Here is a 20,437-nt window from a genome sequence, read left to right as displayed (position 1 = left end):
TCCGGGAACCCTGCCATCCGCGGCGTAGAAACAGTGATATCCTCCTCCCGCGAGCTATCGGGTACATGGACGTTCACGAACGATTCAACGAAACGTACCCGTTCGGCGAGCACCTCGGGCTCGAGGTCACCCGCGTCGAGGAGGGGTACGTGGAAGGGAAGATCGAACTCGAGGCTCACCACTCGCTCTCGGAGTCGACGCTGCTCGCCCACGGAGCCGTCCCCTTTGGACTGGCTGATTCCCTGTCGGCGGCCGCCCTCGCGTCGGTGGAAGGCGCCCCCGGTCCGACGCTGGACGTGCGAATCGACTACCTTCGACCGGCGACCGGGGACATCTACGGCTCTGCCGAAGTGGTACGATACGGTGCCGAAACTGGCGTCGTCGAGGCCGAAATCGTCGATGCGGACGATCGAACGCTCGCGACGACTCGAGGCGTGTACAAGACGAATATGGTCGACGGAAACAATCCGTTCGTCGACTCCTGAGTCGGCGATCCAACGGAACCCCGACTATCCTTCGAGCAACGCCAGTGCTCGGTCGACGTCGCCGTCGAATCGCTCGAGCAGGCCTCGCGCGCTCGCTCGCGTCTCCGCGTCGACGGTGACGTGAACCATCCCCACGTCGGGCTGGCCGTAGACGATGCTCGCGCCCTCGGGCGCCGCAAGCAGGGCCGGGAGGACGGCCAGATCCTCCTCGCCGTCGACCACGATGGTCACCGATTCCGGTCGCTCGAGGCCCTCGACTAACGCCTCGAGCAGGGGTCGGGTCAGCACGGCGGGCGGGTTCGCGACCTCGAGGGTGGTGTGGTCGCCCTCGGGGCGTTCGTCGTTGACGACGCGTTCGACCTCCGCGTCGACGGTCTCCCGCTTGGTGTAGCCGTCGATCAGGGCGACGTCCGGCGCGCGTCCAGCCTCTAGGAGGTGGTAGGTCACGACGTCGCCGACGGCGATCAATGGTCCGTCGACGGCCTCGAGCAAGATTCCGGGATCGGTTTCGACCGGCCCCATCGGGTCTTTGAGTTCGTGGCGAAGCGAGTTGGGAAGCGAGAGCAGGGGCTGGTTGTCATTGCCATCGCCATCGTCGTCGGAATCGACGTCTCCGTCCACGTTCGCGTCGTCTCGAGTCACGGTTGTCGAGTCACGCTCCTGGCCCGCTCACGATCACGTTCACACTCACGAAATCGACTATCGAACCTTGAGGGCGTACGAGCCCGGTTCGGTGACCTGCATCTCCGTCGCAATCTCGCTCTGTTCGGGGTGGGCGATGACGACGTAGCCGGCCCAGTCCTCGGTGAGCGAGGAGGAGGCACAGGACTTGCAGGTGGTGGCGTCAGCCGGATTGACGAGGTGGCACTCGCGACAGACGAGGCGGTTCGACGCCACGATTATTCACCCGCCGTGACTTCTTCGCGCTGCTCGAACTCCTCGGTCAGCCAGCCGTGTTTGCCCAGGCCGGGCTGTTTGGCCGTGAGACCGATCTTCGAGTCGCGCGGGTTGCGTTCGTCGATGCTCTTCGTCACGATGCGCGCCCGGACGGCGTCGTCGACGCCGATGGCCCGGTCGGACTCGCTCGAGGCGAGGCGCTGGTTCTCCCGATCGAACGCGAGGTACTCGTCGGAGATCTGGGAGACGTGGAGCAGTCCGTCCACGGGGCCGATGCCGACGAAGGCGCCGAACTCGACGACCTCGACGATGGTCCCGTCGACGACCTCCTGCATCTGCGGGTCGAAGGTGACCGCGTCGAACTCCGCCTCGTAGTAGACGCCGGGTCGGTTGGGCAGGACCGTCCCCTCGCCGATGTCGTGGACCTCGGTGATGGAGACGACGCTGCCGACTTCCTCGTCCATGCGTCCCTCGAGTTTGTCCTGGAGCAGTTGCTTCACGAGCCCCGGCGAGACGTCGCCGAGGGCTTCCGGGGGCACTTCTACTGTATCCTTTAGTTTGACCCGTTTGTACATCTATGGTTGAGTGGTTGCTAACTTGTTTCTCCCGCGTAATGCAATTACCGGTATCCCTGCCTCGAGGACCCGGTCGCGAAGCGCGAGGTCGTTCGTGACGACGTAGTCGGCGACGCCCTCGCGGGCGAGTTCGACCAATGCGTCGTCGGCGTACGATTCCTCGGTGTCGACCACGAGACAGCGCTCGGTCGCGAGGTCGTGGCCGACCGTCGCCGCGGTGCCCTCCTCACCGCCTCGCTCGGACAGCCGCCGGAGTTCCTCGAGGACCGGCTGGGGCGTCGTCGGTTCGTACGATCCGACGACCCGGTCGAGTTCGTCGAACAGTCGCACGTCGAGTTCGACCGGCATCATGAGCGCGCTCGTGTCGAGGACTACCGTCGTGGTCATCTCTCCGGACTATTCCTGGAGCGTGCCGAGGCCGATCAGGCGCCAGCGAGCGCCAATTCGGCGATTGATGGCGATCTTGGCACCGGGTTCGGCACAGACGGGCCGCTGGAGGTTGACCTCGCACTCGCCCTCGCGAGCGCTGGTGACGGCGCCGACGGTCGTCGAGGTGCCGACGGTCATCATCAGCGGTTCGCCCGTGCTGATTGGGTCGATAGTCTCGCTTCCCTCGGCGCCCACGACGCGCTCGAGCAGGTCGACGCTCATGGTGAACTGCTCCCAGGTCGGCGGGAGCGACCCCGGCGGACCGGCGATGCGGCCCGCGAGGGCGTCGCCCTTCGTCAGCGACGGATCCAGTCCGGTGCCGACGCCGAGTAGGCCGCCCGGTGTGGCCGTGTCGACCGACTGGCCCGCCGCCTGTAGCGAGCGGACCGTCGTTTCGATCGGGACGTACTCGGACTGGCCGCCCTCTTCGACCTGTCGGCCAGGACGGACCTCGAGTTCGTCGCCGACGTCGAGCTGTCCAGCGACGAGGCTGCCGCCGAGGACGCCGCCGGTGATGTTCTCGTAGGTCGTCCCGGGTTTGTTGATGTCGAAGCTCCGGGCGACGTGCATCCGGGGGTCGACGTCGGGGTCGCGCTCGGGCGTCGGAATCTCCTCCTCGATGGCGCCGATGAGGTAGTCGATGTTGACCTCCTGGCCAGCGGAGATGGGGACGATGGGTGCGTCCTCTGCGACCGTTCCCGCGACGAAATCCTTGATCTGCTGGTAGTTGTCGCGGGCGGTTTCGGCGTCGACCAGGTCGACCTTGTTCTGGGCGATGACGATATTCTCGATGCCGATGATGTCCAGCGCCATCAGGTGCTCCTCGGTCTGGGGCTGTGGCACGGGCTCGGAAGCCGAGACGACGAGCACGGCACCGTCCATCAGCGAGGCTCCCGACAGCATCGTCGCCATCAGGGTCTCGTGCCCCGGGGCGTCGACGAACGACACGGTCCGGACGGGCTCGCTCTCCGAGCCGTCCGGACACTCCTCTTCGACGGTGAAACACTCGGGTTCGTCGACCCCGGGACAGCGACGGAACGTCGCGTCCGCGTAGCCCAGCCTGATGGAGATGCCGCGTTTCATCTCCTCTGAGTGCTGGTCGGTCCACGAGCCGCTCAGGGCCTGCACCAGCGTCGTCTTGCCGTGGTCAACGTGGCCGACGAGTCCGATGTTCACCTCCGGTTGTCCATTTCCTGCCATAAGACGGTAAGTAATTCTACTAGGGCTTCCGCCCTGCGATTGATAAACCTACTGTTCTGCAGGTGCGTGCGCCAGTCCCTGCCAGCCTCGTCCCCTCGAGCGATGGCTATTGCGCGGGCGGGATTTCGACACCGCTCGAGTGATTTGCGTTCGGGTCGACTGCTCGAGGGAGGCGCAATCGGGAGCGACGGGTGGGGGCGAGAGTGGCGGGCGCGACAGACGCGATGGGCATAGCGGGAGGACGGGCACGGCGGCGAGAGTTTTCCGATCTCTTACAAAAAACAGATTCAGCGAACGCTTTAGTCGTTCGTGGTCGATTATCCGATATGAGCAAACCCGACGTCTCGAGCGACTCCACGATCCTCGAGTGTACGGACTGTCTCGGACCGGCGGAGGCGTTCGCCCTCATCGGCAACGAGACGCGCCTCTCGATCCTCGAGGCGCTGTGGGCCGCCGACGAGCGCCCGGTGGCGTTTTCGGACCTCCGCCGGGCCGTCGACATGCGCGACTCGGCGCAGTTCAACTACCACCTCCAGAAGCTCTCGGGTCAGTTCGTGGTCCAGCGAGAAGGAGGCTACGACTTCAAACACGCCGGCGAGAAGGTCGTCAGATCCGTGATCGCGGGGACGTTCAACGAACACCCCGACCTCGAGCCGTTTCCCGTCCAGGGCGGTTGTGTCACCTGCGGCGGCCCGCTCCAGGGCGTCTACGAGGACGAGCGACTGGCCATCGAGTGCGCCGACTGCGGCCAGCGCCACGGCGAGTACTCGTTCCCACCGGGTGGCCTCGCCGACCGAACCCACGAGGAGGTCGCCGAGGCGTTCGACAACCGGGTGCGCCACCTCCACTGTTTGGCCGCCGACGGCGTCTGCCCGGAGTGCAGCGGTCGGATGGAAACTCACGTCGTCGAGGAGGGCGCGTGCTGTCTCGGCGTCGACGTTCGCGTCGACCACGAGTGCGTCCAGTGCGGGCACACCCTCTGTTCGGCCGCCGGCCTCCGCCTACTCGATCACTCTGCGGTCGTGACCTTCCACCGCGAACGCGGGATCAGGCTCGACGAGCGCCCTTACTGGACGCTCCCGTGGTGTGTCAGCGACGAGTTCACCCGCGTCGTGGCTCGCGACCCGTACCGACTCGAGGTCCGGATGCCTGCCGGCGAGGACGTGATGACCGTCCGACTGGACGACGACCTGGACGTGCTCGAGACGAGCGTCGACTCGCGGTCCTGCTGAAAGAGAGATTGCCGCTTTCTCGCAACCGAACGACTACCCGCCTACTCCCGCTCGCCCGCACCCAGCGCGCTCTCGCCCACTTTCTCGTGGCCCTCGATGACTTCCTGGCCGTCCATGTACGGCCGGAGCGCCTCCGGGACGGTGACGGTGCCGTCCTCGTTCTGGTAGTACTCGAGGATCGCCACCACGACCCGGGGCAGCGCCAGCCCCGAAGCGTTGAGCGTGTGGAGATATTCGGCCGACTCGTGACGCTCGGGCCGGTAGCGCAGGCCAGCCCGGCGGGCCTGGAAGTCCTCGAAGTTCGACGCGCTCGAGACCTCGAGCCAGCGTCCGCCTTCCTCGGGGCCGTCGTCCATGTCGTCGCCGGGCGCCCAGACCTCGATGTCGTAGGTCTTCGCGCTCGCGAACGTCAGGTCGCCGGTACAGAGTTCGAGGATGCGGTAGGGGAGTCCCAGTCGCTCGAGCACGGCCGCGGCCTCGCCTACGAGGTCCTCGAGGCGGTCGTAACTCGTCTCGGGTTCGACGAAGTTGACCAACTCGACCTTGTTGAACTGGTGAACGCGAACGATGCCGCGGGTCTCGGTGCCGTGTTCGCCGGCTTCCCGCCGGAAGTTGGGGGTGACCGCCTGGTGTTTCAGCGGCAGGTCGTCCTTCAGGAGAATCTCGTCGGCGTACATGTTGGTAACGGGGACCTCCGCGGTGGGACAGAGCCAGAGGTCCTCGTCGTCGTACGCGTCCTCGTTGCTCCCGCCGAGTCGGTAGGCGTCGTCGACGAACTTTGGGAACTGGCCCGTCCCGCGCATCGACGCACTATTGACCGGGACCGGCGGCAGGAGGTCGACGTACCCTTGCTCGCGGTGGATCTCGAGCATGAACTGGATCAGCGCGTGCTCGAGGCGGGCACCGTCGCCCTTGAGGAAGTAAAAGCCGGCGCCGGTGGTCTTGGCTGCCCGGGCTTCGTCGATGACGTCCAGGTCCTCGCCCAGGTCGTAGTGGGGCGTCACATCCGCGGGCAGGTCGCGCATGTCGTCGAAGCCCCACCGGCGGCGCTCGACATTCTCGTCCTCGTCCGCGCCGACTGGAACGCTCTCGTCGGGAATCTGGGGCAACTCGAGCATACGCTCCTCGAGGTCGGTCTCGAGTTCGGTCGCCCGGTTCTCGACCTCCTCGATCTCGGCTTTGAGCGACTGCGAGCGCTCGATGGCCTCCTCGGCCGCCTCGTCCTCGCCGGCCTGTTTCAGTTCGCCGATCTTCGAGCTCACCTCGTTTCGCTGGTGGCGAAGGTCGTCGCCGCGGGCTTTCAGGTCGCGCCACTCCTCGTCGGCTTCCAGGATCGCCTCGAGGTCGACGTCGGTCCCCCGGTTCTCGAGGGCCGTGCGGACCGCCTCGGGGTCCTCGCGCAGGATCGTCCGGTCGAGCATTGGGCGTCGATTCCCGCCCCCCGGCAAAAACCGTGTCGGATGTGTGTGACGGTGAGACAGTCGATTCCCCATCTCCTGTCTACGCGCGGGCCGACTCGAGCTTTCGGCCGTTTCGAGTTTCAGTCGTCTCGAGCTTTGGCCGCCTCGAATTGCCCGCGGAGGACAGTCTATCTCGAATCTGAGGCTCTCCGGCCGACATCGCCCGGACACTGTCCGTCGTTCGAAAGATCTGATCGGTACCGCTGTCGTTCGAAAGAACTGACGGTCGCGACGTCACTCGAGGGCCGTTCCCCGCGAGTCTTGGGTTAGCGATCAGCTCACCGGACCAGGCCGGCCAGCCACAGGAGGACACCGGCCCCGACCATTATCATGCCCGTCGCCGAGGTGATGGGTTCCGGGAAGAGAACGAGGACGATCCCGGCGGCGACGAACAGCGTGCCGAGACCGTACTTCGCCCTCGCCCGACTCAACCAGCTGCCCGACTCGTCGTCGACTGTCTCCGAATCCGCACTCGACCGGCCGAACCAGCTTCCTCGCTCGTCCTGCCCTGGCCGCATGGAGTTCCACCGTCGCCAGCCGGACCGACCGCTCGATTCATCCGGTGGCTCCTCCGCCGACCGCCGCCGTACTCGATCGAGCCAGGTTCTCGATTCGTCTTCGGCACGGACTGACGTTTGTCTTCCTCGCATGTACGACACTCACGCGTCCTGACTGAATAGCGAACCGCTTTCAAGTGCCAGCCAGTCAACTACCCCACCCTACGCGCCTTCGGCGCGTTGAGGGTGGGGCTTGTCCGTGGACTCGGCGTCAAACCCTTCCGGGTGGGCGGTGAATCCGCCGCTCGGCGTCACAGTCCCAGACTTCAGGGCAAGCTGACTGTTGCCCGCCCGCCGAGACGACTGTTGGCCCCGACGGACATACCGCATCCCGATGTTCTTCGCTGCGTTGTAGTCCGCATTCGCTTCCGACTCGCACTTCACACATCGGAAGTCGTTGCGAGTCGGGCGATTCTCGTCAGCTGTGAATCCACATTCGGCGCACCGCTTCGATGTGTACGCCGACCCGACTTGCTTCACTGAGATACCTTCCACTTCGGCCTTATACTCCACCTGTTCGTACAGTGTTCGGAACGCCCACTTGTGACCCCACGACGCTCCCGTGCGGTCGCGGATATGGGTTAAGTCCTCGAACGCTATCACGTCACACTCGTATCGGAGTGCTTCATCCACGATCGCGTTCGACGCCCGGTGGAGCACGTCACGAATGTATCGAAGTTCCCGGCCACTCGACTGTTCGAGTGTCCGGTGGGCGCTTCGCGTCCCGGTCTGTTGGAGGCTGGCGCGTACCTTTTCGAACTCGCGGAGGTTGTGTGTTAACTCCCGCCCGCTGACGAAGTGTGCGGTGCTCGTGACGGCGAGATTTTCGATACCGAGGTCAATCCCGAGGACCGTTCCGTCCTCGACGGTGTTCCGCTCGGTGTCGTTCTTGGGCCGGCGGAAGCCGATATGCAAGAAGTAGTCGCCGTCACGGGCGGTGAGCGTACTTTCCGTGACGCTCCACGTGTTCGAGTCGAGGTACTGCCGTTGGTAGCCATCGTCGGCGTCGGGCAGAGCAAGTTCACACCGGACACGACTCTCCGTTGTGGAGAGAGAGACTGTACCGTCATCGAACAGCGTCATGGTCCGAGTGTCGTACTTCACCGTGGGTGCAGTGAACGTGGGCTTGCTGACTATCTTGCCTTTGGACCGGCGCTCGATACAGCCGGTGATGGCTTGTGCAGCTTGGTGAGTGGCGAGAATTGCGTGCTGACTCCCGAGGTCGGTGTGTTCGCGCACGTCGTCGTAGGCCAGGGGCTGTACGTCGCTTTTTGTGTTACACTTGCCCCACGCCATGTCCGTGGCAAGTTGGCAACCACGCTTCCACTCGGAGATAGTTTCCTCAAGCAACTCGCGCTGCTCACTGTCTACCGAGAGGCGGGTGATTGCCGTCCGACGCACGTAGTCGTCCGCCATGTATTCAATGTAGCTAAGTGCCTATTTATAGGCTAGTGCTTGTGCCCTATACGAACGCGCACCTCCCCTCCCTACTCACTCGTGGTTCGAAAATCGAAAATTTTCGTCATCACGAAAGACCCACGGTCTTTCGAACGACTTCGCTCGTTCCTTGAGGACGGGGACTCCGCGCTACCGCATCAGTTGAAAGTCACCCCGGTAGATAGGACCCGAACGAGCGGCAGTTGCGTTCAGGCCGCTCCGCTCCGTTCGTCGCGGGTCGTCGCAATCAAACGGTCGGACGCTCGAGCCATCGAACGCGTCCCGGTCGATGCGCGACCTCCGGGACAGCGGGCGGGAAACGCTTTTTTCCACGCGGTGGGTGTGTTCGGACATGGACCCGCTCGCGGACGAGGCGCCGTCGACGCCCATCGAGTACGAGCCGATCAGCGTCAAGGACGTGTTGGTCGAGATGAAAGACACGGCCGAACTGCTGATCGACCTCGCTTACTCCGCCGTGCTCCACCGGAACGAGGACCTCGCACGCGAGGTTCTTCGCCTCGAGTCGCGCATGGACCGCCTCGAGATGCGCGGGCGGATGAGCCTCATGATGGCAGCCCGGAACCCGGACGACGCCGAACAGCTCGCGCCGGTGCTGGGTATCGTCGTCGCGGCCGACCAGATCAGCGACGCCGCCGGCGACATCGCGAAGGTCGTCCTCGAGGACATCGGCCTCCCGGAAGCGATGCGTGCGGCGCTCCCCGAGGCCGTCGAGACGCTCGTCCGTGAGGTCGTCGCCGACGACTCGGCCTACGCCGGGCGAACTCTCGAGGACATCAACCTCGAGTCCGAGACGGGCGTCCGGATCATCGCTCTCCGACGTGGCGACGAGTGGATCCTCAACCCCGGTCCCCAGACGGCGGTCGAAGCCGCGGACGTGGCGTTCATGCGCGGGCCCGACGCCGGAATCGAGGAGGTCTGTGAGACCATGACTGGCTCGCCCCACGAACCCCCGGTCGCCGCGACGCCCGACCTGGCGGACCTCGAGCGGGCCGTCGACGCCATTGTCCACATGAAGAACCTCTCTGAACTGGCCGTCGACCTGGCCTACAGCAGCGTCCTCTTCGACAGCGACGGGCTGGCCGAGGAGGTCCAGAACCTCGAGGTAGAAGTCGACGCGCTCGAGTCACGCTTCGAAGCGTGGGCACTGCGGGCGGCCGCCGACGCCCCGGATCCGGTGCGACTGCGTGGGCTGATCCACTTGAGCAAGGCGACGGAGATCATCAGCGACGCCGCCGTCGACATCACCGAGGGCGTCTTTCGCGAGATCGACGTCCACCCGGTCGTGCAGATGGCCGTCGAGGAGAGCGACGAGATCATCACCCGCCTCGAGGTCGAGCCGGGGAGCCAGTTAGACGGGCAGTCGATCGTCGACGGAATGCCCGACACCGAGTCGACCATGTCGATCATCGCCATCCGCCGACCCGAGGACGGCTGGTTGCTCGTCGGGGACGCCGACGCGAGCCTCCAGGCGGGCGACGTGCTGATCGCGAAGGGGACCAGGACGTCGGCGTCGGCGTTCGAGGACCTGGCTCGAGCCTGAATCTGAGTCCCGAACCGATACCTACCTGCCGTCCGTCCACTCCTCGGCCAGCAACCCGTACCGAAGGAGGTCCACGTACTCGCCCTCGACGAACGCCTCCCGACGAAACTCGCCTTCCTTCTGGAACCCCGCCTTCTCGAGCACGCGCGCCGAGGCCCCGTTCGTCGCGTAGACGCTCGCGTACACCTTGTTGAGCCGCCGCTCGGTGAACGCGTACCCGCAGAGAGCCTCGACCGCGTCGGTGGCGTGGCCGTTGCCCCACTCGGCCGGCGCGACCATGTAAGCGATTTCGGCACAACCCCAGACGTCGTTCGGGGGCTCGAGGGTGACGATGCCGACGGCCTCGCCGTCGACGCAGATCAATAGTTTGACGGCGTCGTCCTCGCCGATCGATTCGATCCACTCTTGCTCCTGGTGGCCGGCAATGGGACGGTGGGCGAACAGGCTCGTCCGGACGACCGGGTCGTTGATCAGTTCCTGCAAGAATTCGGCGTCTTCTAGTTCGACGGTTCGCAGTTCGACGCGCTCTCCCTCGAGAAATACGGCTCCGGGCATACGCTTTACTCACGGACTAGGTACTTCAACGTCGCCGTCGTGTGATGTAACCTCACACACCCCGGACGGCCGGGATCACGCCGCCTCCAGTCGGCGAGAACGCGTCCGACTCACATCGACTCCGGCGCCTCGACCCCGAGCACGGCCAGCGCGTTCGCGATCGTATGCCTCGAGGCGGTGACTACGGCCAGGCGCGCCTCGCGCACGTCGGGATCGACGTCGTCGGCGAGCACCGGGCACTCGCGGTAGAACGCGTTGAACGCCTCCGCGAACTCGCGGGTGAAAGTCGCCACCTGGTGGGGCTCGAGGTCGTCGGCGGCTTCCTCGATGACGGCTGGGAAGCGGGCGATGGTCTCGAGGAGGTCGTGTTCGGCGTCCGTGGTGAGCAAGTCGTCGTCCACGTCAGTTTCGATGGTACCGTCGACGCCGACACCTGCCTCGTCCAGGATCCCACAACAGCGCGCGTGGACGTACTGCACGTAGGGGGCCGACTGTGCCTCGAAGTCGAGCGCCTGGTCCCACTCGAAGGTGATCCCCTTCGTCGGCTGTTTGGAGACGATGTCATAGCGGACCGCGCCGATGCCGACCTGGTGGGCGATCCGCTCGACGTCCGCTTCCTCGAGGTCGTCGTCGCGGATACGGTCGTCGAGGCGACTCTCGACCTCTTCGCGAGCACGATTGATGGCCTCGTCGAGCAAATCGTCGAGCATGACCCCCGTCCCGCGGCGGGTCGACATGCCCTCGCCGCCAGGGAGATTGACCCATGAGAAGTGGATCGAGTCCAGCGCGTCGGTGTCGTTCCCGAGCAGTTCCAGGGCCGCCTCGAGCTGATTCGCCTGGAGCTTGTGATCCTCGCCGAGAACGGTCACGGCGCGGTCGTAGTTGTCGAACTTCCACTCGTGGTGGGCGAGGTCCCGCGTCGTGTACAGCGAGGTGCCGTCCGAGCGCAGGAAGACGAGTTTCTTCTCGATATCCCACTCCTCGAGGTTGAGTTGCCAGGCCCCCTCCTCGAGGACGGCGTACTCGGTGTCCTGGAGGCGGTCGGCGATTTCCTGCGTGCTTCCGTCGCGCATGAACCGGGTCTCCTTGACGAACTCGTCGAACTCAGCGGGGAGGCGGGCCAGACACTCGCGCATGCCGCCCAGAACCTGATCGACGACTGTCTGGACGCGCTCGTAGGTCTCCTCGTCGCCTTCTTCGAGCCCCTGCAGGATCCCCTGAATCTCGGCTTCGGCCGCCTCGACGGCGTCCTCGTCAGCCGCTTCGAGGTAGGCGTTGCCCTTCTGGTAGTAGCGCACGAGGTCGTACTCGACGCGGTCGCGCTCGGGTTCGGTCTCGAGGTCGCTCTCGTCGAAGGTCTCGTAGGCCCAGGTGAAGACGGCCATCTGGCGGCCGGCGTCGTTGACGTAGTAGTGGCGTTCGACGTCATATCCCGCGGTGTCGAGGACGTTCGCGACGGCGTCGCCGACGATTGGATTGCGAGCGCGGCCGACGTGGACTGGACCGGTCGGGTTGGCACTCGTGTGTTCGACGATGACCGAGGTGTCGCGGTCGGGCAAGTGGCCGTAGGCCTCGTCGGTGCCCGCCGCGAGGGTATCGGCGAAGTAGGCGTCGCTCGGCAGGAAGTTGAGGTACGGCCCCTGGGTGTCGATCCGACCGACGTACTCGAGGTCGTCGACGTCGATTTCCTCGGCTAGCTGGGCCGCGACCTGCGGCGGGGCCGCCCCCATCTCGCCGGCCAGTCGGAAGGCGACGCTCGAGGCTAGGACGGCCGGGACGTCTTCCGGCGGCTCTTCGATGCCGAGGTCGTCGGTCGGGAGGTCGAGCGTAGAGAGCGCCCGCTCGAGGGCGGCCTCGACCTCCGTACGGAGTGAACGGAACATACCACCCCGTTTTCGGGGCGCGAGTAAAGGGGTGTCGGGTTTCTCTGACCGCTGACGGAGCCAGGTGCCACTCGCCGCTGACGAGCTACGCGTCCGCTAGAATGTCCTCGATCAGATCGACGTACGCCTTGTTCCCGACGTACAGCGGCGTCCGCTGGTGGAGTTCGGTCGGTTCGACGGCGAGCAGGGAGCCGTGTCCGTCGCTCGAGCGGCCCCCTGCTCGCTCGAGGATGTAGCCGATGGGGTTGCCCTCAAACTGGACGCGCAGTTTCCCCTCGGGACTCGACTCGAGGGTTGGGTACGCGAAGAGGCCGCCGTAGGTCAGCACCTGGTTGATGTCGCCGATCATCGCGCCGCCGTATCGGAGTTTGAGTTCGCTCTCGAGACGGCTCACGTAGGCTTCGATCGCGGGCGGCCAGTCGGGGACGCGCCCGCCGACGCCGTAGACGACCGGGTCGTCGGGGAGGGTCACGTTGGCCTGGACGACCGTCGCCTCGCCACCGCCCAGTTCGTACTCCGAGACGCCGTCCTCGGTGGCGACGACCATCGTGGTGATCGGTCCGTAGAGGACGTAACACGCCCCCAGGAGGGCCTCGCCTGGCGCCGGGAGTGGCTCGTCGTAGATCCCGACGATGGTCCCCATCGTGTTGTTCGACTTCAGGTTCGAGGAGCCGTCGAGTGGGTCGAGGGCGACGGCGACGCCGTCGTCTACGTCGACGTCGTCACCACAGTCGAGAACCTCCTCGCGCTCCTCGCTCGCGTACTGGGCGACGCCCTCGAGTCGCGAGAGGCGATCGTAGAGGAGGTCGTCGGCCCACACGTCGGCCTCGAGCTGGGTCTCGCCACTGGGGTTCTCCTCGGCGGCGCTGCTCCGGCGGCCGATGAGGCCCTGGCGGATCTCGGTCGCCGATCGGGCGACTGTCCGAATAATCGAATCGACCGGCTCGACCGCGCCGTTGAGCGCCGTCGCCATCGTCACGCCTCGAGGGCGGCGTCGGCCGTCTCTTCCTCGTAGATGACCTTCTCGAGGGCGTCGAGTAGCCGTTCGGGGTTCTCGCGCTGCCAGACGTTCCGGCCCACGGCGAGACCGTTGCCGCCGGCGGCGATCACGGCCTCGACTGTCGAGAGGAAGTCGAGGTCGTCGGTCTTCGAGCCGCCACTCATGACGACCTTCATGTCGCCGGCACACTGGACGGCGTGTTCCATGGCGTCGGCACTGCCGGGGTACTTGACCTTCGCGATGTCGGCGCCCAGTTCGAGAGCCAGTCGGGTCGCGTAGGAGATCGTCCCCGGTTTCGTGTCGTTTTTCAGCCCCTGGCCGCGCGGGTACGACCACATGACGACGGGGAGGTCGTACTCGCGGGCGGCCTCGTGGATTTCGCGGAATTCCTCGGCCATCTCGACTTCGTTGTTCGACCCGCCGTAGAGGGTGAACCCGACCGCGTCGGCCCCGATCTCGGCAGCGTACTCCACCGAACAGTTGAGCGAGGAGTCCGGTTCGCCCATCCAGAGGTTCGACGTGCCGTTGAGTTTCACCAGGAGGTTGACGTCGTCCTCGTAGCTCGGGTAGTAGCCCTCGGCGATTCCCTTCTGGACGGCGATGCACGTCACCGCGTCGTGGGTCGCCGTCTCGAACACGGTCGCGGGGTCGAGCTTCTCGGGCACCTCCTCGAAGTCGACCGGCCCGTGCTCGAGGCCGTGGTCCATCGCGAGAATGCAGGCGTTTCCGTCGCGAACGATCGGTGAGTCGTCGATGGGTCGCATCTGCCTGCAACTCCACCATCGACCCATATATCGTTGGCGGTCCTCTCAGCTGAAAAATACTTTCTCGAGTAGTAAATCGGGTCGAGATTGGATTCGAACGCATGAATAGCGCCCGCTCCAAAATTATCCTCTGGTTCACATATTTAACATCTGTCTATTTAGTGGGGTCGGTCGATATCGATCGTTCTCGACCCCGTGGAACCACGCTCGGGCTATTTGCACCTCGAGAGCGTACCATTAGCATGGGCATTCGAACGACCACCACCCGACTCCCGACCAGCCAACTCCTCTTCGGGGCGGTCGTGATCCTTGTCGGCCTGTTGCTCCTGCTCGAGACGACCGGTCTGGTTTCGACCGACCGCATCCTGTCGCTCGCACCGATGGTCGTCGTCGCCGTGGGCGTCTGGGCGCTTGTCCGGAGTCGCTTCCGAAACGTCGTCGGTCCGCTGGTCCTGATCGGCATCGCCAGTGCGTGGCAGTTGGTCGCGCTCGGGTACGCGGCCGTCGACCAGGTCGTCGTCTTCTGGCCGCTGCTCGTCATCGCGTTCGGTCTCTCGGTCGTGTTGGGCCAGTACCGCTCGCGCGTTCGAGCCACCGACGACGCCTTTACCTCGGCGTTCGCCGCGTTCGGCGGCGTCGAGAAGCGCAACACGTCGACGGCGTTTACGGGGGCAGACCTGACGGCGCTGTTCGGCGGCACCGAACTCGACCTTCGGGACGCCAGACCCGCCGAGCGCCCGGCGCGGGTCAATGCGGTCGCCATGTTCGGGGGCGTCGAGATCATCGTCCCCCGCGACTGGAACGTAGAACTGGACGTCCTGCCCGTGCTCGGCGGGGCTTCCGACGACCGTCCCCGTCGAGAGAGACAGCACGAAGAAGTCGACCTCGTCGTTACCGGCTTCGCCGCCTTTGGCGCGGTTTCCGTAGCGGATTGATTACTTTCGGTGTTTCCGTCCTACGGTCTCCGTTGCCTCCTCGAGCCCGAACTCCCCTAGTCGACCAACTCGCGGGCGTTGTGACGCCACGTTCGAACGTGGAGGACGCTCAATTCGAGGACCTTCGCGACTTCGGTCGCGTGAACCGTCGCCAGCCGTTCCGCGGAGTTGATCCCCGCTTCGGCTAGCCTCGCGGCGTTTTCGGGACTGACGCCGGTTACCGCCGTCACCGGCGTGGGTCGGGGCCAGGGACGGTCGTCCGCGTCCTCGGCCCCGGCTTCGGCCCCGCTCGAGGAGACGGGTTCGAACGCCTGCCAGCCCTCGTCGGCGCTCGCGGCGACCCAGGCGCGTTCGGCCTCTCCCAGCCCGCGAACCTCGCTCGAGCGACGATCCAGGTCGCCATCGGTCTCGAACGACCACGGCAGGGAGAACTGTCGGCGGAGCGCGTCGGCGACGCCTTCGTCGAGGCCGGCGTCGAGCAGCATCCGATAGGAGCAACTCTGTCTCGAGACGATTGCCGGTTCGATACCCGCATCCTCGAGGGCCTCGCGGTGGCCCGGCTCGAGGAGCCGTGCAGCGCCGTCTCTCGTTTCGGCCACGTTTTCCTTGCTCACGCGATTCACCGGAACTATCGATACCTCACACGCCCGGAACTTGAACCTTCCCCTCGAGAAAATCGCCAGCAGTCGCGACGTCTGACGCCGCGGCCGTCGGCTGTTTTTGTCCCCGAACTCGGCAAGTGGAGGGGGACTCGACTGCCCTCTCGTCCCGACGTATCGCTACACTTACCAGCGAATCGCAAGTATTGCACGCCATGGTACGCCAGGACATCGAGCGAATCGGCGTCGTCGGCGCGGGGACGATGGGGAGCGGCATCGCCCAGGTCGCCGCCACAACCGGCTACGACGTGGTCATGCGAGACATCGAATCCGAATACGTCGAGGGCGGATTTGACGCGATTGCCGACAGCCTCGAGCGCCTCGACGGGAAGGACGCCCTCCCCGACGATCCCGAAACGATCCGGGAGCGCATCGCCGGGACGACCGACCTCGCGGACCTCGCCGACTGCGACCTGGTCGTCGAGGCCGCCGTCGAAAATATGGATATCAAGCGGGACATCTTCCGTGATCTCGAGACCCACTGCGACGCGGACGTGATGCTCGCGACCAACACGAGCACGCTCTCGATCACCTCGATCGCGGCGCCGCTCGAGCACCCCGAGCGCGTCGTCGGTCTGCACTTCATGAACCCCGTCCCGATCATGGAGGGGGTCGAAATCGTCGTCGGCGAGAAGACGACCGCCGCCGTCACCGACCTGGCTCACGAGGTCGCCGAAGCCCTCGGGAAGACGACCTGGGAATCGGACGACAAGCCCGGCTTCGTCACGAACCGTATCCTGATGCCCTGGCTCAACGAGGGCATCAGGATCTACGACGAGGGCGTCGCGACCAAGGAAGACATCGACGCGGGGATGGAACTCGGGACGAACGTCCCGATGGGGCCGCTGAAACTGGCCGACCACATCGGCCTCGACGTCTGCCTGCACGCCTCCGAGACGATGTACGAGGAACTCGGGGATCGGTACAAGCCTGCGTACCTCCTCAAGCGCAAGGTCGAGGCAGGCGACCTCGGCAAAAAGACCGGACGGGGCTTCTACGAGTACGACTAGCACTCGCACACCTCTTGGCGAGTCAACAGGTATATCAGTAGCGCCGCTGAAGTGTTGGATAGCGATGCCCTCCACTCCAACGTACTCCCGCCGGACAGTCCTCGGCCTCGGACTCGGCGGGCTCGGCACGACCCTGACCGCCGCCGTCGCCTGGGGCCAGCGGTCCGATCCCGGTACTTTTCGGATCGCCTCCCTCCACGTCGCGAACGACTCGAGCGAGCGCGCCACGGTCGAGATTGCCGTCGGCACCGACCTCGAGACCGCCCGCGAGACCACTCGCTGGCTCGACCCTGCAGGCCACGAGAGCGGCCACGACCGCCAGGCCGTCCGGGGCCCGTGGGACGAGACCGCCCGCCCCTACGGCATTCGTTCGCGCCTCGGCGAGGAGTCGATTCGCCTCTCGAGCGAGGAAATCGCCAACCAGCTCGAGGACGGCTGGGGCGTCACGGAGGCCCACGTGACGATCACCGTAACCCCCGACCGTCGGCTCGAGGCGAACGTCTTCGCGCTCGAGTAACGTTTGCTCAGGAGTGTCCGCTCTGTATCGTCTGTTCTGTATTTCCTTACCCGGACTTCCTCCGGGCCTCGAGGCTGCTCGGTCCGAAGTCCTGTAATTGCCGACGAGTTATAGATACTCGAGTCGTTCGTGCCGACCTATTCCAGCACTATAGGACCAATAGCAATAAGATATAATTCCTGTAATAAAATTCAGGCTGTTGAGTATCTCCCCTCTTCCGAAACTCCCGTACCTACAACTAGCAGACACGAACCCGCTACGGGCGAACACGAACCCACACCGGTAGACACGGGCCCGCTACCGCCGGACGTGAACCCGTTACTGGTGGAGTGGCTTCTCGGACATCTCGCTTCGCAACTCCTCGAGTGCCGACCTTGAGAGGTCCTGTTCGAACTGTTGCATCACAGCGAAGACTTCTGCGCGCGAAATCTTGACGTTCCCCTCCCGAATGACGTCCTCGGGCCGTTCGCGGAGTTCGCGCAGGGTGCCCACGGCCAGGAGGTACGGAATCGCCCAGGCCGACAGCGTGTTGCCGTGGCGTTCGGGCAGCACCTCGAGGTAGCGCTGGGCACCGTCGAGGTATCCCTCCGCTCGCCCGGTCACCCGGCGGATGACGTTCGTGACGCCGCCGTGGTGGGCTTCGTCGGTGACGCGTTCGACGGCGACGTCCTCTTCTGCGAGCCACTCGGCCGGCAGGTAGACGTTGTTTTCCTCGTGGTAGTCGGTCTCGACGTCCTTCGCGATGTTGACCAACTGCAAGAGCAGGGCGAACGACCGGGCGTTGTCGCGGAGCACCTCTGCGCGCTCGGGCGAGGTGCCGCGGGCGACGAGCCCCGTGATGAGCGTCCCGACGGTTCCGGCGGCGTACCAGCAGTACTCCTCGAGTTCCTCGAGGGTCTGGAGGCGGAGGCCGCCCTGGTCGGCGTACCGGCTGGTGAACATCGCCATCCCGTCGACGAGTTCGCGGACGGGTTCGCGCATGATCTCGCGAGGTTCGTCCTCGAGGGATTCGAAGGACCTGACGACTCGCGGGGTGTGAGCGACGACGTCCCAGTCGCTGGATCGCTCCTCCGGGATCCAGGGCTCGACAGCCTCGCGGAAGTCTTCCGCCGTCGTGTCGGCGTCCGGATCGAGTACCCGGTCGAACTCCTCGAGCAGGGTGGTCTGCTCGGCCGGTGGGATGTGACCGGCGTCCTCGATCGTGTCGGCTATTCGACACAGGAGGTACCCCAGGCAGATGTGACGCGCCATCGGCTCCTCGAGTCGGTCGATGGTGATCGAGAAGGTGCGCGAAACGCCGTGGACGGCGTCGTAGCACCACTCGATGTCGGATTCGGTGGCGGGAGGGGAGTAGCCCGTAGTCATCTAGACCCCCTATTGGTCGTCGTTCCGGAAAAGCACCCCGGTCGCGGACGATCCTGGGAATACAGGAACCGAACCGGCCGGTTCAGTCTCGACGGGGCCGACACACCGGGTCTCGAAGGGTGGTCGAATACACGCGAATCAACGGGACGAGCGTACAACAACAATAAAGCGGGGGCCTCTCGATGGATCGATCATGGACTTCAGCCTCTCGCCGGAGCAGGCACAGATTCGGGACATGGTCGCGGAGTTCGTCGACGAGGAGATCGTTCCCGTCGCGAGCGAGATCGACCACGAGGACGAGTTCCCACAGGATCTCGTCGACCAGATGGCCGACCTGGGCCTGATGGGGATGCCGTTCCCCGAGGAATACGGCGGTGCCGGCCTCGACTACCACTCCTACGCGATCGGGATCGAGGAGATTTCCCGAGGCTCGGGCGGACTGGGGACCGTCGTCGCCGCACACATCTCGCTGGCGGGGAACATGCTCTACGAGTTCGGCGACGAGTCCCAGAAGGAGACGTACCTGACGCCGCTCGCCGAGGGGAAAGATGTCGGCGCGTTCGCCCTTTCGGAGGCCGGAGCCGGCAGCGACGTCCCCTCGATGACGACGACGGCCGAACGCGACGGAGACGAGTACGTCGTCAACGGCGGCAAGCTCTGGATCTCGAACGGCTCGGTCGCCGATACCGTCACCCTCTTCGCGAAGACCGATCCCGACGCCGGCAACCGCGGCATCTCCTCATTCGTCGTTCGCCCCGAGGAGGACGACGGCTTCTACGTCGAGGGTACGGAGGAGAAACTCGGTGACAAGGGCTGTCCCACCGCCGAACTCCGGTTCGACGACCTCCGGATCCCCGCCGACCGCCGACTCGGCGAGGAGGGCGACGGCTTCGTCCAGGCGCTCAAGACGCTCAACGGCGGCCGCATCACCATCGCGGCCCGCGGCGTCGGCATCGCCCGTGCCGCCTTCGAGGAGGCCCGGTCGTACGCCGGCGAGCGCGAGCAGTTCGGCCAGCCCATCGGCGAGTTCCAGGCGATCAAGCACAAACTTGCGGACATGGACACGAAGATACAGGCCGCGAAACTGCTGATGCACAAGGCCGCCGACAACAAGATCCGTGGCGAGGACTACATCACCGAGGCCGCCCAGGCGAAGCTCTACGCCAGCGAGGTCTCCCGCGAGGTCGCCAACGAAGGCATCCAGATTCACGGCGGCTACGGCTACACCAAAGACTTCCCCGCCGAGCGCTTCTACCGCGACGCCAAACTCAACGAGATTTACGAGGGCACGAGCGAGATTCTGCGAAATACGATCGGGGATCGGCTGCTCGAGTAGGCCATCGCGCTCGAGGCCGCGAGTGGCGCCGTCACTCCGACGACTTACTCTCGCTCTCGCCCTCGGCCTCGAGACACTCACACACCCAGGACCCGTGTTCGCGAACGCGAGCCTCGCCGGCGCCGGTCAGGCGATAGACGTCGTGGAGCCCCTCGACGTCCTTCTCGACGAATCCCGCGTCGACGAGCGCCGACAGGGAGCCGTAGAACGCCTTCGGCTCGAGGCGCTCGTCGTAGTGGGACTCGAGAGCCGACTTGAGTTCCTGGCCGCGTGCCGCCTCCATCGCTGCGAGGAGAAAACAGATGTCGCGTCGCCGCCCGCTCTGAAGCCATCTCGCCATACCGGACGTGGTGTGGACGAGGCTACAGTCGTTACGGTTCGTGCTCGAGCGTGGTGACCTGGCTTGATGAGTTGATGTAAAATATCTGTCATAGTCCCGGGCGGATTCGAACCGCCGTCAATGGCTGTCTCCCGCAATAGGTGGGTTCCGATTGCGTCCAAAGGCCATTATGATTGGCCACTACACCACGGGACTGTACGCGTCTCCACGGCCAGCCGTTAGCTTGACAGTGGGTATCCA

At 65.2% G+C, this 20,437-nt stretch carries 22 protein-coding genes and 1 tRNA gene; 7 read left to right on the top strand and 16 right to left on the bottom strand.

Going from position 1 to position 20,437, the window contains the following annotated elements:
- Positions 1 to 65 precede the first annotated feature (65 nt).
- Entirely contained in the window at positions 66 to 485 is a 420-nt protein-coding gene (locus tag NGM29_RS00220) for a PaaI family thioesterase (RefSeq protein ID WP_254158272.1), read from the top strand.
- A 24-nt stretch (positions 486 to 509) separates the two neighbouring features.
- Here the strand turns inward: NGM29_RS00220 and NGM29_RS00215 are convergent, their stop codons facing one another.
- The 5 genes from NGM29_RS00215 to NGM29_RS00195 are packed head-to-tail and all read right to left on the bottom strand — an operon-like array spanning position 510 to position 3,586.
- Positions 510 to 1,127, bottom strand: coding sequence for a GTP-dependent dephospho-CoA kinase family protein (locus NGM29_RS00215; protein WP_425499186.1), 618 nt, complete (start codon positions 1,125 to 1,127; stop codon positions 510 to 512).
- Between the two features lie 57 nt (positions 1,128 to 1,184).
- Entirely contained in the window at positions 1,185 to 1,382 is a 198-nt protein-coding gene (gene spt4 / locus NGM29_RS00210; protein ID WP_254158271.1) for a transcription elongation factor subunit Spt4, read from the bottom strand.
- A 2-nt stretch (positions 1,383 to 1,384) separates the two neighbouring features.
- Positions 1,385 to 1,957, bottom strand: coding sequence for a DNA-directed RNA polymerase (locus tag NGM29_RS00205; protein WP_253430163.1), 573 nt, complete (start codon positions 1,955 to 1,957; stop codon positions 1,385 to 1,387).
- Positions 1,958 to 2,344, bottom strand: coding sequence for a type II toxin-antitoxin system VapC family toxin (locus NGM29_RS00200; RefSeq protein WP_254158270.1), 387 nt, complete (start codon positions 2,342 to 2,344; stop codon positions 1,958 to 1,960). It abuts the gene before it with no gap.
- A gap of 9 nt (positions 2,345 to 2,353) precedes the next feature.
- Positions 2,354 to 3,586 (bottom strand): translation initiation factor IF-2 subunit gamma, encoded by a 1,233-nt coding sequence (locus tag NGM29_RS00195; RefSeq protein WP_254158269.1) that lies wholly within the window; start codon positions 3,584 to 3,586, stop codon positions 2,354 to 2,356.
- A 326-nt stretch (positions 3,587 to 3,912) separates the two neighbouring features.
- Here NGM29_RS00195 and NGM29_RS00190 point away from each other — a divergent pair, with 326 nt between their 5' ends.
- Positions 3,913 to 4,818, top strand: a complete 906-nt coding sequence (locus NGM29_RS00190; protein WP_254158268.1) for a DUF7351 domain-containing protein — start codon at positions 3,913 to 3,915, stop codon at positions 4,816 to 4,818.
- A 41-nt stretch (positions 4,819 to 4,859) separates the two neighbouring features.
- Here the strand turns inward: NGM29_RS00190 and serS are convergent, their stop codons facing one another.
- The 3 genes from serS to NGM29_RS00175 form a co-directional block, all read right to left on the bottom strand.
- A complete protein-coding gene (serS, locus tag NGM29_RS00185; RefSeq protein ID WP_254158267.1) occupies positions 4,860 to 6,239 on the bottom strand; it encodes a serine--tRNA ligase in 1,380 nt (459 codons plus the stop codon).
- A gap of 317 nt (positions 6,240 to 6,556) precedes the next feature.
- The gene (locus NGM29_RS00180; RefSeq protein ID WP_254158266.1) at positions 6,557 to 6,796 is read right to left on the bottom strand and encodes a hypothetical protein; all 240 of its coding nucleotides are present in this window, start codon (positions 6,794 to 6,796) and stop codon (positions 6,557 to 6,559) included.
- Positions 6,797 to 6,997: 201 nt separating this feature from the next.
- Complete coding sequence (locus tag NGM29_RS00175) at positions 6,998 to 8,251, bottom strand: RNA-guided endonuclease InsQ/TnpB family protein (RefSeq protein WP_254158265.1); 1,254 nt, start codon at positions 8,249 to 8,251, stop codon at positions 6,998 to 7,000.
- Positions 8,252 to 8,624: 373 nt separating this feature from the next.
- Between NGM29_RS00175 and NGM29_RS00170 the strand changes: the two genes are divergently transcribed.
- On the top strand, positions 8,625 to 9,833 hold the full coding sequence (locus tag NGM29_RS00170; protein ID WP_254158264.1) for a potassium channel family protein: 1,209 nt from the start codon (positions 8,625 to 8,627) through the stop codon (positions 9,831 to 9,833).
- 21 nt (positions 9,834 to 9,854) lie between these two features.
- Here the strand turns inward: NGM29_RS00170 and NGM29_RS00165 are convergent, their stop codons facing one another.
- The 4 genes from NGM29_RS00165 to NGM29_RS00150 all read right to left on the bottom strand — a co-directional run bounded on the left by NGM29_RS00165 (position 9,855) and on the right by NGM29_RS00150 (position 14,035).
- Positions 9,855 to 10,388 carry a GNAT family N-acetyltransferase gene (locus NGM29_RS00165; protein WP_254158263.1) on the bottom strand — a complete coding sequence of 178 codons (534 nt, stop codon included), beginning with the start codon at positions 10,386 to 10,388 and terminating at the stop codon, positions 9,855 to 9,857.
- A 110-nt stretch (positions 10,389 to 10,498) separates the two neighbouring features.
- Positions 10,499 to 12,271, bottom strand: a complete 1,773-nt coding sequence (gene argS, locus NGM29_RS00160) for an arginine--tRNA ligase (protein ID WP_254158262.1) — start codon at positions 12,269 to 12,271, stop codon at positions 10,499 to 10,501.
- An 85-nt stretch (positions 12,272 to 12,356) separates the two neighbouring features.
- The gene (locus tag NGM29_RS00155; RefSeq protein WP_254158261.1) at positions 12,357 to 13,244 is read right to left on the bottom strand and encodes a class 1 fructose-bisphosphatase; all 888 of its coding nucleotides are present in this window, start codon (positions 13,242 to 13,244) and stop codon (positions 12,357 to 12,359) included.
- Between the two features lie 2 nt (positions 13,245 to 13,246).
- Entirely contained in the window at positions 13,247 to 14,035 is a 789-nt protein-coding gene (locus NGM29_RS00150) for a class I fructose-bisphosphate aldolase (RefSeq protein WP_254158260.1), read from the bottom strand.
- A 242-nt stretch (positions 14,036 to 14,277) separates the two neighbouring features.
- Here NGM29_RS00150 and NGM29_RS00145 point away from each other — a divergent pair, with 242 nt between their 5' ends.
- Positions 14,278 to 14,970: a LiaF transmembrane domain-containing protein gene (locus NGM29_RS00145; RefSeq protein WP_254158259.1), complete on the top strand. Its 693-nt coding sequence runs from the start codon at positions 14,278 to 14,280 to the stop codon at positions 14,968 to 14,970.
- 56 nt (positions 14,971 to 15,026) lie between these two features.
- Here NGM29_RS00145 and NGM29_RS00140 read toward each other — a convergent pair whose 3' ends face one another.
- Complete coding sequence (locus NGM29_RS00140) at positions 15,027 to 15,584, bottom strand: DUF7409 domain-containing protein (protein WP_311136834.1); 558 nt, start codon at positions 15,582 to 15,584, stop codon at positions 15,027 to 15,029.
- A gap of 200 nt (positions 15,585 to 15,784) precedes the next feature.
- Between NGM29_RS00140 and NGM29_RS00135 the strand changes: the two genes are divergently transcribed.
- Positions 15,785 to 16,639, top strand: a complete 855-nt coding sequence (locus tag NGM29_RS00135; RefSeq protein WP_254158258.1) for a 3-hydroxyacyl-CoA dehydrogenase family protein — start codon at positions 15,785 to 15,787, stop codon at positions 16,637 to 16,639.
- Between the two features lie 64 nt (positions 16,640 to 16,703).
- Positions 16,704 to 17,156, top strand: coding sequence for a hypothetical protein (locus tag NGM29_RS00130; protein WP_254158257.1), 453 nt, complete (start codon positions 16,704 to 16,706; stop codon positions 17,154 to 17,156).
- A 318-nt stretch (positions 17,157 to 17,474) separates the two neighbouring features.
- On the opposite strand, the gene NGM29_RS00125 is transcribed toward NGM29_RS00130, so the two are convergent.
- Positions 17,475 to 18,521: a phytoene/squalene synthase family protein gene (locus NGM29_RS00125; protein WP_254158256.1), complete on the bottom strand. Its 1,047-nt coding sequence runs from the start codon at positions 18,519 to 18,521 to the stop codon at positions 17,475 to 17,477.
- Positions 18,522 to 18,714: 193 nt separating this feature from the next.
- On the opposite strand from NGM29_RS00125, the gene NGM29_RS00120 reads away from it, so the two are divergent.
- Positions 18,715 to 19,857, top strand: a complete 1,143-nt coding sequence (locus NGM29_RS00120; protein ID WP_254158255.1) for an acyl-CoA dehydrogenase — start codon at positions 18,715 to 18,717, stop codon at positions 19,855 to 19,857.
- A 31-nt stretch (positions 19,858 to 19,888) separates the two neighbouring features.
- On the opposite strand, the gene NGM29_RS00115 is transcribed toward NGM29_RS00120, so the two are convergent.
- Both NGM29_RS00115 and NGM29_RS00110 read right to left on the bottom strand, forming a co-directional pair.
- Positions 19,889 to 20,197, bottom strand: a complete 309-nt coding sequence (locus tag NGM29_RS00115) for a helix-turn-helix transcriptional regulator (protein ID WP_254158254.1) — start codon at positions 20,195 to 20,197, stop codon at positions 19,889 to 19,891.
- Between the two features lie 91 nt (positions 20,198 to 20,288).
- Positions 20,289 to 20,392 (bottom strand) — tRNA-Gln (locus NGM29_RS00110).
- Between the last annotated feature and the right edge of the window lie 45 nt (positions 20,393 to 20,437).

The organism is Natronosalvus rutilus, from assembly GCF_024204665.1.
GTDB classification, from domain to species: Archaea; Halobacteriota; Halobacteria; order Halobacteriales; family Natrialbaceae; genus Natronosalvus; species Natronosalvus rutilus.
This window is presented reverse-complemented; position numbering and strand designations above follow the sequence as displayed.